Genomic DNA, 13,318 nt, shown 5'->3' with positions numbered 1-13,318 from the left:
TCATTGCTCAGCCTCCATTAATATCATCCGGACATTTTTGGAGGCTTTTCAATGCGCTTTTCTACTTTGAGCTTGCTCTTTGCAGGCTTACTTACTGGTTGCTCTTCATATACGCACACCAACTCTCACGCAACCTCAGCGGAAGTCACTAGTTTTTACGACTATCAACTATACACCCCTTCTGGCGAGCACATCGCTCTAAGCAAACTGCCAATTGAGCTGCAACAAGCAGATGTCATTCTTATTGGTGAATGGCACACACACGCCGGCGTTCATCGCTTTCAAACCGATATGCTCAAACAACTTACGTCCTACGACCGCTCACTCGCGTTATCTATGGAACAATTTACCCGCGACAAACAACCTGTTGTTGACGCTTACCTACGTGGGGAGATCGGCGAACAGTACTTAATGAAACAAGCCAACGCTTGGCCCAATTATGAAAGCGACTATCGCCCTCTCGTGGAGTTTGCTAAGCAGAAAAATCTCCCGGTCATTGCAGCAAATGCACCAAAGAGCATTGTCCGATGCATTGGTCGACAAGGGTTAGATTACATTAACAAGCTCGATGATGATCAGCGGATGTTCATTGCACAAGCCATCAACACTGGTAGTAGTCCGTACAAAGAAAAGTTCATGGCATCCATGCATCACGGTAAGCCAGAGCAGACGGAAAAACAGTTTGCAGCTCAAGTTACTTGGGATGAAACTATGGCGGAATCTATCGTTAGCTACCTAGACGACAACCCAGGCGCTCAGGTTGTCCATGTTGCAGGCAAGTTTCACACCGAGCAAGGGTTGGGTACGGCAGCATCAATCTTAAGCCGCAGCCCGAGCTTAAAAGTGGTTGTAATTAGCCCAACAGATAACGTGCTTTCTGATAATACAGACTATCAGTTAGAGGTTCTCGCACCACCAGTACGGTATGTACAAGATGCTCACCGCATGGCGGCATATCAACATCTAACTAAACGCAATAACGATCTTCAATGTAAGTAGCTGGTCTTCAATTTAAGTTACTACCTTGCCGTTGCGTTGCATCATCACACCGCTCCGAGTTCATCGAGTGACAAGGGTCTGCTTCCTGCTGGTCTATTTTTTGCTAATGATCACCAATAGAAACTAGAAGCGGCAAAAGCAGACCTGTTTTTATCCAAATAGCTTCAGAAATAAACTTTGCCGCCGATAAAAATATAACTGCTTTTTACCCGCACTCAGTGACCGAGTGTCGATGTTCCAAGGAGTATTCGATGAATCCAGTAGGAAGCACTTCTGTTAATAGCTATGCCAAACAATCTGTCGTCTCTAAACAAGCAAGTATTGCACAAGAAGAAACTAGTGCTTCGCCGCTGAAAGTCGAACACAATAAGGTGACGCTTTCGACCGAAGGCAAAGCGCTACTTGCCGCTCTGCAACAAATCGAGCACGACAGCAAGAAAATAGAAGCAGAAGATAAATCTGTTGGTGAAAAGGTCGAATCTTTCACGCATGGTGCGCTTGGCATGGATCACCCCGATAAAATCGAGAAAGAAGAGGATGGCTCATATTCTGCGGGTCAATACCTTTCTGCGGCACTTACCGTTGGTGGCATCATACTGGCATTAGTCTGATAACCAGTCTGATAATCATCACGACAACAAATCCTATTTGAACCAAACACTTACTGCAGCCCATAATTTAATAAGCCAAAGAACGATATGATGCAAACGTAAGTGAATTCGACCGCTCTTGTGGCCCGATAATACATGCTCGTTTATTGCTCCCTAAACTAGGTTTCTTGTGAAAGCACTGAATGGATAACTTTAGTCCATGCTTTCAACTCCTAAGCGTAATCCAAGCCCACGTTTGTGGGCTTTCTTCTTTCCAAACTAACGAACGTTAGAGAGCGACTCATTTTTTCTGCAAAACCAAACAAAAACGACAATTTGGTTAAACTTTTATTACCGACACAAAACCTTCATAAATCATTGCTTTAATGCCTGCGCTTTCAATAAACAAGGAAAATATAATGAAGCGCTTAGTATCTCCAATCGTTACGGCAGTGGCTGCATCTACCCTCTCTTTCAACGCACTCTCAGCTGAAATCAAAAACGTCATTTTGATGATCGGCGACGGCATGGGTCCTCAACAAGTTGGTTTACTCGAGACCTACGCAAAACACGCACCTAACTCGGTTTACAAAGGCGAAAGCACAGCGTTATACAAACTCGCTCAAGAAGGTGTGATTGGATCATCACTGACCAATCCAGAAGACGCAATTGTCGTCGACTCTGCGTGCTCAGCTACGATGCTAGCGACAGGAATCCCTACCGCTTCTGAAGTCATTGGCATTGATAGCCAAGGCAACCATGTCGAAACTATTTTGGAAAAAGCCAAAAGTAAAGGTAAAGCAACAGGGCTCGTCTCTGATACGCGTATGACCCACGCAACGCCAGCAGCATTTGCCGCTCATCAACCACATCGCTCCCTAGAAAACAGTATTGCGGCGGATATGCTCGAAACAGGCGTAGACGTGATGATGTCTGGGGGACTTCGTCATTGGATTCCAAAGTCGACAAACGACAAGGGAGAGACATACGAGCAACTTGAAAAGCTCACTGAAGGTAATGTCTACCTAAAGTCGAAACGTAAAGATGAGCGCAACTTGCTTACTGAGGCGCAAGACCAAGGTTACAACCTGGCTTTCAGCCGCGATATGCTCACACAAGCTAAAGGTGACAAATTACTTGGACTTTTTGCTTACTCGGGCATGAACGATGGTATTGCCTACAGTCAAAGCAAAAACGATCCAAAACGCACGCAGCCATCGCTGAAAGAAATGACCACCAAAGCAATCGACATTCTTTCAAAAGACAAAGACGGTTTTTTCTTGATGGTTGAAGGCGGCCAAATTGACTGGGCTGGCCACAGTAACGATGCAGGTACGATGCTGCATGAAATGCTTAAATTCGATGAAGCGGTAAACTCAGTTTATGAGTGGGCAAAAGGCCGTGATGACACCCTGATCATTGTTACTGCTGACCACGAAACCGGCTCTTTTGGCTTTAGCTACTCATCAGCAAACTTGCCTAAGCCACAAAAACGCGACGGCGAAGCATTCAAAAATCAGGATTACGCGCCAAACTTCAACTTTGGTCAGTTCGAGATCCTCGATGGTTTATACAACCAAAAGAAAAGTTACTACGGCATGATCAGTGAATTCCAAGCGCTTGATAAGAAAGAGCAAACTCCAGAGAAGTTTGCGGAAGTCGTGAACGCAAATAGCGATTTTTCGATTACGCCTGAGCAAGCAGAACGCGTATTAGCAAGTAAACCAAATCCATACCGACTCGCTGGACACAAATACTTAAGCGAAGAGAACGTACCGACAATCAATGACTTTGATGCTTTCTTTCCTTACAACGACCGTGGCAACTTGCTAGCGCGTGAGCATGCAACAAAGCAAAACACAGTATGGGGGACGGGTACTCATACGCATACTCCTGTCAACGTATTTGCTTGGGGACCTGCAGAAACTATCCTTCCAGTATCAAAAATCATGCACCACTCGCAACTAGGCGAGTACTTGAAGCAACAAATTAAATAATCAACTTGCACTTACTTCACAACTCGTGATGTTTCAACGCTCTCGCAAGGGAGCGTTTTTTTATGCATGAAAACAGTTGACGTTTTAAATCGTACACCACAATAATTATGGGTCTTTAATTATATGAATAAAGAAAATGTGCGAAATCTTTGCTAAGCAACCCCAAGACAACTATCAGTTCATCACCCGCTCTATCCGTATTGATGGTCACGCGACCAGTGTAAAACTTGAAGCGAGCTTTTGGACAATTCTTGAGGAAATCGCTAGTGCTCAAAACATGACGGTTCCTAAATTCATAAGCACTGTTTATCAAGAGGCACTCGAATACAATGGTGAAGTGAACAACTTTGCCTCCTTACTTCGATGCGCTTGCCTCACTTACGCCCGCCAACCTCAAGAGACCACTCGTCAAGCACTTGCGCAACTTAACAGTTAATAGCAACCAACCGAGCAATAACCATCCTAGGCTATGCATCCGTATTATAAACCCTTGAGCATCTTCTAATTTGTCGTACTAGAGTACTACCCAGACTCCTTTTGAAATCGCTAACCTGTGCGGACTATCAAGGAGTACCTATGACAAAAATGATTCACACCATGATCCGAGTAAGTGATCTGGACCGCTCTCTACAATTTTACTGTGACGTACTTGAACTAGAAGTCGCTGATCAATACATCTTTGATGGCTTTTCTCTAACCTATCTAGCCAACCAAGAAACTGGCTTTGAATTGGAACTGACGCACAATCACGACCAAAGTGAGCCCTACACTCACGGCTCAGGTTACGGCCACCTTGCCGTCAGCGTGGAGGACATTGAACAAGCCCACAAACGCATTAAATCTCTCGGCATTGAAACTGGTGACATCAAAGCCTTTGACCATCAACAAAAGCATTTAGCAACGTTCTTTTTTGTAACCGACCCTGATGGTTACAAAATTGAGTTCCTGCAACGCCAAGGGCGTTACCTATAACAAAAAGAGTAAACATTATGATTCACTTGACGGCTACCTTTCATGCACAACCGGGAAAAGAACAAGAGTTGAAAGAGGTACTTACCCGAGCGCTTGAACCTACTCGCAATGAAGAAGGTTGCGTTCGTTATCAATTGTTCCAAGATAAAGACAATACATGCCACTTCGTTTTTCAGGAGCAATTTAAAAACCAACAAGCGTTTGAGCTTCATGGTAAAACAGAACACTTTGCTCTTTTGATTAGCCAGATCGACAACTTGTTAGAATGCGAGCCGAAACTGGTGTTCTTTAACGAACTGTAACAATAACGCTAACCGAAGATCAAAAAAGGCACTCTACCTAGAGTGCCTTTCACTTGTTGGGACCTGTGATTAAGCGTCTTGCTTCTCCACCATATGCAAATGCACATCTTGTTGTGGGAAAGGAATCGAAATACCTTCTCGGTCGAAGCGTAGTTTCACCTCTTTCGTCACATCCCAGTATACATCCCAGTAATCATCCGTTTTTACCCAAGGACGCACAATAAAATCTACAGAAGACGTATTTAATGTATGAACTTTGATCATTGGCTCTGGAGTGCGAAGTACCGAAGGGTGAGAGGTAATGATATCAGACAATACTGACTCCGCTTTTAAGAGGTCATCCGCATAGCCAATGCCAAACACCATATCCACGCGGCGAATGCGTTCATGCGTGACGTTCTTAATAACATCTCCCCAGATTTTGCTGTTAGGAACAATAATAATTTGGTTATCAAACGTACGGATTGTGGTGTTCACCAAACTCATATGGCTTACCTTGCCATCCACACCGCCAGCATACACAAAATCACCAACATCAAATGGGCGATAAATAAGCAGCATCATACCCGCCGCGAAGTTGGATAACGTGTCTTGCAACGCGAAACCAATAATCACACCAGCAATACCGAAACCGGTTAGGATTGGCGCTAGGTTCAAACCAAGCTGAGATAAGCCCACCATGATACCGATCACCCACACGAATTTGCCGGACATCGAGATAAAGAAGTCCTGCATCAAGTGGGAAAGTTTTAAGTTTTTCGATGCAACTGCTTTACGGACGACTTTGCGCGTTAACTTAGCCAGTCCGCGAGCGATCAATAAAATCAGCGCAAAAACAAACAACTGGAAGATATGCTGCGGTGCATTCTCGGCAAACCAATCCAGTGCCGAGTTGGACCAGTGACTCAGTATTGACCACACAACTTTGGTATTCAGTAAATCATGGGTGATATTACCCGTCACTTCAAAAATTTGGCGTTTGTATTCAGACGTTTCTAAACCGACTTTATCACCAATTGAAATCAGGTTGCGTAAGCTTTCTGTCGCAATATTTAGCCTTTGTTTAGTAATGAGCTGACTAAGTTGCAACGACGCTTTTTCCGACTCTGGACTAGACGAAAGTTGGGAGCCAATGATCTCACTTTGCTGACTCAAGTACTCAATTGAAGCAGACAGTAAGCGCATACGTTTATCAATTTTATCTTTTAGTTCCGCTTCTGCGCGCTCGTTTTGGGCCCCTAGCTCCTTCAACCAAGCGAGATTTTGCCAGCTCGAATCGAAGCTAACATCAAGATAACGCTGTAGCTCTCGATAATCATTAACAAGAGCAAGCTTCTCTTCATCCTTAGCCTTATTTAAATCCTCGACGACTTTCTTTATTTTTTCCGATAGATAGTTCGTCGCGTCCTCAGAGTATTGTTCTTGTTTTTTAACTAGCAAGATCAGCTTGTCGCGAGAGATAGTTTCACGTTCAATCGCTGACGCTAACTGGCTTCTTAATTCTTCATTCTTTTGGAATAGTTGCAGTTGAAGGGCATCACGCTCGTCGCCACTCGCTTGCGAGAGGCTTTGGGATAAATCCACAATCTCTCGGTTCAAGTTGTCAATCGAGATTTCGGCAGCAGAAGGCTCTTGGATATCGTCAGTAGCAGTCGCATGAACAGCCATTGGGGAGAACATAATGACGGCAAGTGCGAATAATGTCACCCAAGATGTCAGGCGCAGTTTCTGGGGGAAATGAAACGTCATGTTTACCTCATAGGAAACAATCCTGATCAAAACAATCAGGAATAGAAGTGTAAAGCGTTGAAATCATACTCCTAAGTTTACAACACTAAATAATAAACTGAGCAGCATTTCGTTAGCGAGACGTCAAAGTTGGGAGCCCCAATAGCAAACAAGCCTTTCATTTAATCAATGAAAGGCTTGTTTGTATTCGACTAAGGACGGTTGGGATGATTTAAAATATGGTCTTCCCAATCCACCACATCAATCTCGTAAACGACTTTGTTACGGACACTTTCCCCTGCCTCATGCATTGCGGACTTAGAGCCTGTAATCAGCGGATGCCATTCTGGTAAAGGCTGCTTTTCAGCCAACAGACGGTAAGCGCACGTGTGTGGCAGCCAAGTAAAATCGTCGATGTCTTCTCGGGTCAGCTTGGTGCACTCTTCACCCGAAGTGAAACGGTTTGGGTAATCCTTACATGAACACGTTTTACTGTTCAGCCAGCTACAAGCCACATTGGTATAGTAGATTTCATCGGTATCTTCATCCATAAGCTTATGCAAACAACATTTGCCACAACCATCACAGAGAGATTCCCATTCCTCTTCTGTCATCTGCTCTAACGATTTACTTTGCCAAAATGGAGTGCTCATACTTCAGGTCTCACCAAGGGAATTTAGGGGGCGATTTATACTCTTCTCAACGCAAAAGTTCAAGTTTTGAGAAGATCTTGCATCCTTCCCACATAACGGTGGAGATATTCAACTACTTTCGTTTTACTGTTCTATCCTTAAACAAGTTTCCATTACTCAATTGATCAAGAAGGCATTAAGGAGTTTTCATGGGTATTATTTCTTGGATTATTTTGGGCTTAATCGCCGGCGCACTTGCTAAATGGCTCATGCCAGGAAAAGATGGGGGCGGTTGGATTGCAACAATGTTACTTGGTATTGCAGGGGCATTTGTAGGTGGCTTCCTTGGCGGCATTCTCGGTTTCGGCGGAGCAACTGGCGTCAACATTGGTAGTATCATTACCGCAACACTAGGCGCATTTATTCTGTTGTTTGTTTATAACCGTTTCTTAAAATAATCACGATGATTTAAAAGCAAAAAACCAAAAAGGGAGCGTAATGTTAAGCGCGCCCTTTTATTTTTTTCTTTCTTCACTCTTCCAATCCACGTCAAAATGACCATAATTGCCCCCTTAATTTTTAAGAGGTTTACATTATGGATTGTCGATTAGGATGTGGAGCGTGCTGTATTGCGCCAAGTATCTCTTCACCAATACCTGGAATGCCCAAGGGCAAACCTGCAGGTGTTCGTTGTGTGCAACTCAACGACGACAATTTGTGCAAGCTATTTGGTAAGCCTGAACGCCCTAAAGTCTGTCACGATTTTAAACCGTGTCCGATTGTATGCGGCAAGACCAATCAAGAAGCACTCGACAACATCACTGAATTAGAACAATTGACGTAATGCGACTCTAGACCACACGTTTAAAGTTAGTACCTCGGTTGTTTCTCTCCGAGGCAGTAATCAAAGCAAACTCAAGATTTAGCACTCCCCCCCTCAGCCTTTTATCTCACCCTTGAGAAATCTTGCCACATAGCGTTCCATTTGCGGTTTTTGCGCGATCTCCCTCACAATTTATTGACAATTCTCGACTATGTTCAGCGGGTCATTTAATTAAAGATCAGGAAAGAACATGAATAAGTATTTGGCTGAGGCTTTTGGCACGTTCTGGCTAGTGTTAGGCGGCTGTGGTAGCGCGGTGTTGGCTGCGAGTTTCCCTGAAGTGGGTATTGGTCTGTTGGGCGTTTCTTTGGCATTCGGTTTAACCGTTCTGACGATGGCATTTGCTATCGGTCATATTTCAGGTTGTCACTTGAACCCTGCAGTGACAGTTGGCCTTTGGACTGGCGGTCGTTTTGAGACAAAAGACGTTGCTCCCTACATCATCTCACAGGTGATCGGCGGGCTTATCGCAGGTGGCGTGCTTTACGTTATTGCATCTGGACAAGCAGGATTCGATGTTGTGGGTTCTGGCTTTGCCGCCAATGGTTATGGTGAATACTCTCCAGGCCAATACTCGATGATCGCTGCACTTGTGACTGAAGTTGTCATGACGATGATGTTCCTGATTGTCATTATGGGTGCAACAGACAAACGTGCGCCACAAGGCTTTGCACCTATCGCAATTGGCCTGTGTTTGACTCTCATTCACCTGATCAGCATTCCTGTCACCAATACGTCAGTAAACCCTGCTCGTAGCACGGCAGTCGCAGTATATGTGGGTGAATGGGCGGTTTCTCAGCTATGGCTGTTCTGGATTGCTCCTATTGTGGGTGGCGTGCTTGGTGCGGTTATCTACAAAAATCTTCTTGGTAAAGAATCGAACGATTAATCGTTCCTAACTCCCAAAATCAAAAAAGCCGCTGAATTCAGCGGCTTTTTATTAAATTCTGTGTCGACCTAATAGCGAATGTGACAACGTCGTGCCATCAACAAGCTCTAGCTCCCCACCGACAGGCACACCATGCGCGATGCGGCTGGCATCAACTTGGTGCTCTTTACATAGCTCTGCGATGTAGTGGGCAGTGGCTTCACCTTCAACTGTTGGGTTTGTCGCCAAAATCACTTCGGTAATATCACCGCGACGTAAGCGGTAATCAAGGACATCCAATCCAATATCACTTGGACCAATACCATCTAATGGCGACAAATGCCCCATAAGAACAAAATACCGACCAGAATATTGGCCTGTTGCTTCAACGGCTGCGATGTCTGCCGGGCTTTCTACCACACAAATTTGACCATTTTCTTGGCGTTTTGGGTTGGTACAAATGTGACAGACTTCTTCTTCGGTGAAGGTTCGACACTCAGTACAATGACCTATTTCTGTCATTGCCTGACTAAGCGCATCTGCAAGCTGCAAACCGCCTTTTCTATCGCGCTGTAACAAATGAAAGGCCATACGCTGCGCTGACTTGGGGCCAACCCCAGGTAGACAACGTAAGGCCTCCATCAATTGCTCCAGCATATGACTGGTACGCATTAAAAGTCCGCTTAATTAAATATCAGCAGATTAGAATGGCATTTTCATACCTGGTGGTAGTTGCATACCGCCAGTTACAGAAGCCATTTTCTCTTTTTGAGTTTCTTCAACACGACGGGCTGCATCGTTGAACGCCGCAGCGATCAGATCTTCAAGCATTTCTTTGTCGTCTTCCATCAAACTTTCATCGATGTCAACACGACGTACGCTGTGACTACCAGTGATAGTAACTTTAACTAGGCCAGCACCAGACTCGCCAGTTACTTCCATATTCGCGATTTCTTCTTGAAGCTTTTGCATGCGATCTTGCATTTGCTGGGCTTGCTTCATTAGGTTGCCCATACCGCCTTTACCAAACATGTTTATCTCTCTGGTTTAATGAGGTGTTGCATCAATTAATGGGGTTATACCTTTGGGTTTTCAACCCCATTCCATTCGATTATTAGATAGGGCGCACACTATCTTTATCAAGCTCTGCAGCAAAACGACGTTCAATAAATTGAACATTTGGATCGTTTTCTAAACTGTTCAGCGCTTGCTGTAATTTCTCTTGGTAGAGCCTATCTCTCAGTTCAAGTGGTGTTTCTCCACTCTCCCCTATTTCGATGCTCATGTGGCACTCTTCACCCAACACGGTATTAAGTGCTTTAAGCAATTCGGCTTGAGCTCTATCAGTATTCAAATGAGCTTGGCTGCTTCTCAATAGTAACGAAACGGTTGTTCCTTCCTTACTATAATGAGAGTTTAGCGCAAGTTGCTCTACCAGCTTAGGGATCTCCATTAAGCTGATTAGCTTCGCCCATTCATTATGTTCTAATGACTCATCGATGAGCTTTTGTGCCATTTCAGGCGTTTTCTCATGCTCAAGTGCCTGCTTGAGCTGCGTAGGTGTCAGTTTTGTATTTACTTTTGTCTCAACAGGCTTGCTTGGACGCCAGCGATACGCTTCCTCAACTTGTGGCTCCGTCGACTTCGGAGCTGAGTTTGGCGACACCTGCGCGGAACTGCCATGCAATTGCGCTACTCGGTCGATAACCGATTCTGGTTGTGCAGATGCCGCTTTAGGCTTTTTTGAGCCACCATTTTGAGGAGTGTTCTGTTGTAGGCCTTGACGCTGAGAACGTAATTGGTGACGTAAACCGCTTAGACCACCGCGCGCTGGTGTTGAAACGCTCTCTTGCATTTGTTGAGGTGGCGTTTCATGCTGCGGCGCTGGGTTTTCACTCATCGGCGGCGCCATATCATACTGTGGTGGAACCGTCTCATATCCACTCGCTTGATACTCAGGTTGCGAACTGGATGAAGGTTGAGGCGCCACTTGTGGTGTGCTTTGTGCTGGACTCGGCTGCTGAGCTCGAGGAGCAGCGGCTGTCTGAGCTGGCGCAGCCTTTGGTTGACTGGTACTTTGAGCCGGAGATGACGCTGGCTCGCAGTTACTAGAAACAACATTTGCCCCACTGTTATTTGATGGGCGGAACGCCATCATACGCAGCACAATCATTTCCAAACCGACTCGCCCATTTGGCGAGAGGGTCAAATCTTCACGACCTTTCAATGCAATTTGATAGTAAAGCTGAACGTCTTGCGGGCTTAGAGCTTTACTCAACAGCTCAATTTTCTCTGCATCTGGTTGTGCTCGGTCTAACGACGCGGGCAACGCTTGATACATCGCAATTCGGTGTAACTGTGTTGCGACTTGCTGCAACAAACCATCCCACTCAACACCATTTGCCGCTAATTGTTGGATTTTATCCATAGCTTGTTGAGGTTTCTTGCTGCTGATTGACTCTAGTAAGTGAATCGCTTGGTCGGTATCAATCGTCCCCAACATGTGGCTGACAATATCGGCTTGCACCGCACCGTTACCTAATGCAATTGCTTGATCAGTCAAGCTGAGAGCATCACGCATACTGCCATCTGCAGCATGTGAGATCATACCCAACGCTTTTGGCTCTGCTGAAACTTGCTCTTGACCTAGGATGTAATCAAGTTGCTGGTGAATATCATCAACGCTGATTGGTTTCAGATGAAACTGAAGACAACGCGACAATATAGTGACAGGCAGCTTTTGTGGATCAGTTGTTGCGAGTAAGAACTTCACATACTCTGGCGGCTCTTCCAGGGTTTTCAACAACGCATTGAAAGAGTGACGCGATAGCATGTGCACCTCATCGATGAGGTACACTTTAAAACGTCCACGAGCAGGTTTGTATTGAACGTTGTCTAACAGTTCACGAGTGTCTTCAACTTTAGTACGTGATGCTGCGTCGATTTCAAGAAGATCGACAAAGCGACCTTCATCAATTTCACGACAAGTATCACACTTACCACAAGGTGTCGCGGTAATGCCGGTTTCGCAGTTCAAGCCTTTGGCAAACAGCCTACCGATACTCGTTTTACCCACACCACGAGTCCCGCTGAACAGATAAGCATGGTGTAAACGGTTTTGCGCCAGTGCGTTTTCCAACGCCGTCAGGACATGTTTTTGTCCGACAACTTGGTCAAACTGATTAGGACGCCATTTTCGCGCTAAAGCTAAATAACTCATTGAATGTATTAATGTCCTTCAAAATCGCAGATGCTGTACACGTTTAGACCTAGTGCTTCTAAACGTTTATCGCCACCGATTTCTGGTAGGTTGATAACGAACGCAGCGTGCTCAACTTCACCACCCAGTTGGCGAATCAGCTTAGTCGTCGCTTCAATAGTACCGCCCGTTGCCAATAAATCGTCGACAACCAGTACTTTGTCGCCTTCAACGATGGCATCTGTATGGATTTCTAGTGTATCAACGCCGTATTCAAGCTCATAAGATTGAGCAACAGTAGGGCGTGGTAGCTTGCCTGGTTTACGCACTGGTACAAAACCAACACCTAGCTCAAGCGCTAAAGGCGCGCCAAATAGAAAGCCACGAGCTTCCGTACCCACAACCTTGGTAAAGCCCATATCTTTGTAACGTTCAACAAGTAAGTTGATCGTTGCTTGGTATGCTTTCGCGTCTTCAAGAAGGCTCGTCACATCACGAAATAGAATGCCTGGCTTTGGGTAGTCTTGGATGCTTTTGATGCTAGATTTGATCAGTGAAATTGTTTCTGTAGTCATAATACCGATTTACTTAGATTGGCTCATCGCCCTCTCTAATCGCAGTATCACGAGGGCAACGAACAATAGGTTTTCACCACTATGTGCTTATTTTCGTAAAAGTCACAGGCGCTGAAAATACAAACGCCCACTCGAAGAGCGGGCACACTATTCTCTACAATCTTAGTGATTTTCTTCTCGGTCAGCAACCAACTCAATCACAGGCAGACGCATAAACCAGCTGAGTAAAACGATTAGCATCACTAAAAGACCAATTTTTACCCAAACGAGGGGGACAACAACGATTGAAACCATGAAACTAAGCGCAATAAAAATCGCACCACGCTTTTTTACTTTTGAAGTAACAGCCCGATGCTTATGCCAATTGTCGAGAATGGGTCCAAACGTTTTGTGGTTATGTAACCATTGATGAAATGCGGGGCTACCACGCATAAAACATGCGCTAGCAAGCAAAATAAAAGGTGTGGTGGGTAAAAGTGGAAGGGCTATGCCGGCTATGCCGAGCACAATACAGAGTCCACCAACAGTATTGAAAAAGTAACGCTTAATACGAATGGTGAACTCCGGTACAAA

General features: G+C 45.1%; 16 protein-coding genes. 9 read left to right on the top strand and 7 right to left on the bottom strand.

Features of this window, described 5'->3' with window-relative positions:
- The first annotated feature begins 51 nt into the window (after positions 1–51).
- The 6 genes from R7E47_RS06995 to R7E47_RS06970 all read left to right on the top strand — a co-directional run bounded on the left by R7E47_RS06995 (position 52) and on the right by R7E47_RS06970 (position 4,860).
- Positions 52–999 carry a ChaN family lipoprotein gene (locus R7E47_RS06995; RefSeq protein ID WP_186584757.1) on the top strand — a complete coding sequence of 316 codons (948 nt, stop codon included), beginning with the start codon at positions 52–54 and terminating at the stop codon, positions 997–999.
- 251 nt (positions 1,000–1,250) lie between these two features.
- Positions 1,251–1,610: a hypothetical protein gene (locus R7E47_RS06990; protein ID WP_213866413.1), complete on the top strand. Its 360-nt coding sequence runs from the start codon at positions 1,251–1,253 to the stop codon at positions 1,608–1,610.
- Positions 1,611–2,008: 398 nt separating this feature from the next.
- Positions 2,009–3,586, top strand: a complete 1,578-nt coding sequence (locus R7E47_RS06985) for an alkaline phosphatase (protein WP_025767190.1) — start codon at positions 2,009–2,011, stop codon at positions 3,584–3,586.
- A gap of 136 nt (positions 3,587–3,722) precedes the next feature.
- Entirely contained in the window at positions 3,723–4,022 is a 300-nt protein-coding gene (locus tag R7E47_RS06980) for a ribbon-helix-helix domain-containing protein (protein ID WP_005384938.1), read from the top strand.
- 140 nt (positions 4,023–4,162) lie between these two features.
- Positions 4,163–4,558, top strand: coding sequence for a VOC family protein (locus tag R7E47_RS06975; protein WP_005380685.1), 396 nt, complete (start codon positions 4,163–4,165; stop codon positions 4,556–4,558).
- A gap of 17 nt (positions 4,559–4,575) precedes the next feature.
- On the top strand, positions 4,576–4,860 hold the full coding sequence (locus R7E47_RS06970) for a putative quinol monooxygenase (RefSeq protein WP_005384942.1): 285 nt from the start codon (positions 4,576–4,578) through the stop codon (positions 4,858–4,860).
- A 69-nt stretch (positions 4,861–4,929) separates the two neighbouring features.
- Here R7E47_RS06970 and R7E47_RS06965 read toward each other — a convergent pair whose 3' ends face one another.
- Both R7E47_RS06965 and R7E47_RS06960 read right to left on the bottom strand, forming a co-directional pair.
- The gene (locus R7E47_RS06965; RefSeq protein ID WP_005380681.1) at positions 4,930–6,609 is read right to left on the bottom strand and encodes a mechanosensitive ion channel family protein; all 1,680 of its coding nucleotides are present in this window, start codon (positions 6,607–6,609) and stop codon (positions 4,930–4,932) included.
- A 191-nt stretch (positions 6,610–6,800) separates the two neighbouring features.
- Positions 6,801–7,241: a YcgN family cysteine cluster protein gene (locus tag R7E47_RS06960; protein WP_318083999.1), complete on the bottom strand. Its 441-nt coding sequence runs from the start codon at positions 7,239–7,241 to the stop codon at positions 6,801–6,803.
- 188 nt (positions 7,242–7,429) lie between these two features.
- On the opposite strand from R7E47_RS06960, the gene R7E47_RS06955 reads away from it, so the two are divergent.
- The 3 genes from R7E47_RS06955 (at position 7,430) to aqpZ (ending at position 8,992) form a co-directional block, all read left to right on the top strand.
- Entirely contained in the window at positions 7,430–7,678 is a 249-nt protein-coding gene (locus R7E47_RS06955; RefSeq protein WP_005380625.1) for a GlsB/YeaQ/YmgE family stress response membrane protein, read from the top strand.
- Positions 7,679–7,815: 137 nt separating this feature from the next.
- Complete coding sequence (locus R7E47_RS06950) at positions 7,816–8,064, top strand: YkgJ family cysteine cluster protein (RefSeq protein ID WP_065767476.1); 249 nt, start codon at positions 7,816–7,818, stop codon at positions 8,062–8,064.
- Positions 8,065–8,293: 229 nt separating this feature from the next.
- Positions 8,294–8,992: an aquaporin Z gene (gene aqpZ, locus R7E47_RS06945; RefSeq protein WP_318083998.1), complete on the top strand. Its 699-nt coding sequence runs from the start codon at positions 8,294–8,296 to the stop codon at positions 8,990–8,992.
- 51 nt (positions 8,993–9,043) lie between these two features.
- Here aqpZ and recR read toward each other — a convergent pair whose 3' ends face one another.
- The 5 genes from recR to R7E47_RS06920 form a co-directional block, all read right to left on the bottom strand.
- On the bottom strand, positions 9,044–9,643 hold the full coding sequence (recR, locus tag R7E47_RS06940; RefSeq protein ID WP_005380619.1) for a recombination mediator RecR: 600 nt from the start codon (positions 9,641–9,643) through the stop codon (positions 9,044–9,046).
- 30 nt (positions 9,644–9,673) lie between these two features.
- A complete protein-coding gene (locus R7E47_RS06935; RefSeq protein ID WP_005380618.1) occupies positions 9,674–10,003 on the bottom strand; it encodes a YbaB/EbfC family nucleoid-associated protein in 330 nt (109 codons plus the stop codon).
- A gap of 82 nt (positions 10,004–10,085) precedes the next feature.
- Entirely contained in the window at positions 10,086–12,191 is a 2,106-nt protein-coding gene (gene dnaX, locus R7E47_RS06930; protein WP_104975518.1) for a DNA polymerase III subunit gamma/tau, read from the bottom strand.
- A gap of 8 nt (positions 12,192–12,199) precedes the next feature.
- Entirely contained in the window at positions 12,200–12,745 is a 546-nt protein-coding gene (gene apt / locus R7E47_RS06925) for an adenine phosphoribosyltransferase (RefSeq protein ID WP_005380615.1), read from the bottom strand.
- 162 nt (positions 12,746–12,907) lie between these two features.
- Positions 12,908–13,294: a YbaN family protein gene (locus R7E47_RS06920; RefSeq protein WP_080276930.1), complete on the bottom strand. Its 387-nt coding sequence runs from the start codon at positions 13,292–13,294 to the stop codon at positions 12,908–12,910.
- Between the last annotated feature and the right edge of the window lie 24 nt (positions 13,295–13,318).

Origin of the sequence: Vibrio sp. Vb1026 (assembly GCF_033338745.1) — a bacterium.
Taxonomy (GTDB): Bacteria; Pseudomonadota; Gammaproteobacteria; order Enterobacterales; family Vibrionaceae; genus Vibrio; species Vibrio alginolyticus.
Note: the sequence above shows the minus strand (reverse complement) of the source record. Positions and strands in the feature narration are given on the sequence as shown.

What these genes read in the sequence shown, in the direction of transcription:
- R7E47_RS06995 (WP_186584757.1), top strand. Translation starts at nt 52, where the DNA reads ATGCGCTTTTCTACTTTGAGCTTGCTCTTTGCAGGCTTACTTACTGGT.
- R7E47_RS06990 (WP_213866413.1), top strand. Translation starts at nt 1,251, where the DNA reads ATGAATCCAGTAGGAAGCACTTCTGTTAATAGCTATGCCAAACAATCT.
- R7E47_RS06985 (WP_025767190.1), top strand. Translation starts at nt 2,009, where the DNA reads ATGAAGCGCTTAGTATCTCCAATCGTTACGGCAGTGGCTGCATCTACC.
- R7E47_RS06980 (WP_005384938.1), top strand. Translation starts at nt 3,723, where the DNA reads ATGTGCGAAATCTTTGCTAAGCAACCCCAAGACAACTATCAGTTCATC.
- R7E47_RS06975 (WP_005380685.1), top strand. Translation starts at nt 4,163, where the DNA reads ATGACAAAAATGATTCACACCATGATCCGAGTAAGTGATCTGGACCGC.
- R7E47_RS06970 (WP_005384942.1), top strand. Translation starts at nt 4,576, where the DNA reads ATGATTCACTTGACGGCTACCTTTCATGCACAACCGGGAAAAGAACAA.
- R7E47_RS06965 (WP_005380681.1), bottom strand. Translation starts at nt 6,609, where the DNA reads ATGACGTTTCATTTCCCCCAGAAACTGCGCCTGACATCTTGGGTGACA.
- R7E47_RS06960 (WP_318083999.1), bottom strand. Translation starts at nt 7,241, where the DNA reads ATGAGCACTCCATTTTGGCAAAGTAAATCGTTAGAGCAGATGACAGAA.
- R7E47_RS06955 (WP_005380625.1), top strand. Translation starts at nt 7,430, where the DNA reads ATGGGTATTATTTCTTGGATTATTTTGGGCTTAATCGCCGGCGCACTT.
- R7E47_RS06950 (WP_065767476.1), top strand. Translation starts at nt 7,816, where the DNA reads ATGGATTGTCGATTAGGATGTGGAGCGTGCTGTATTGCGCCAAGTATC.
- aqpZ (WP_318083998.1), top strand. Translation starts at nt 8,294, where the DNA reads ATGAATAAGTATTTGGCTGAGGCTTTTGGCACGTTCTGGCTAGTGTTA.
- recR (WP_005380619.1), bottom strand. Translation starts at nt 9,643, where the DNA reads ATGCGTACCAGTCATATGCTGGAGCAATTGATGGAGGCCTTACGTTGT.
- R7E47_RS06935 (WP_005380618.1), bottom strand. Translation starts at nt 10,003, where the DNA reads ATGTTTGGTAAAGGCGGTATGGGCAACCTAATGAAGCAAGCCCAGCAA.
- dnaX (WP_104975518.1), bottom strand. Translation starts at nt 12,191, where the DNA reads ATGAGTTATTTAGCTTTAGCGCGAAAATGGCGTCCTAATCAGTTTGAC.
- apt (WP_005380615.1), bottom strand. Translation starts at nt 12,745, where the DNA reads ATGACTACAGAAACAATTTCACTGATCAAATCTAGCATCAAAAGCATC.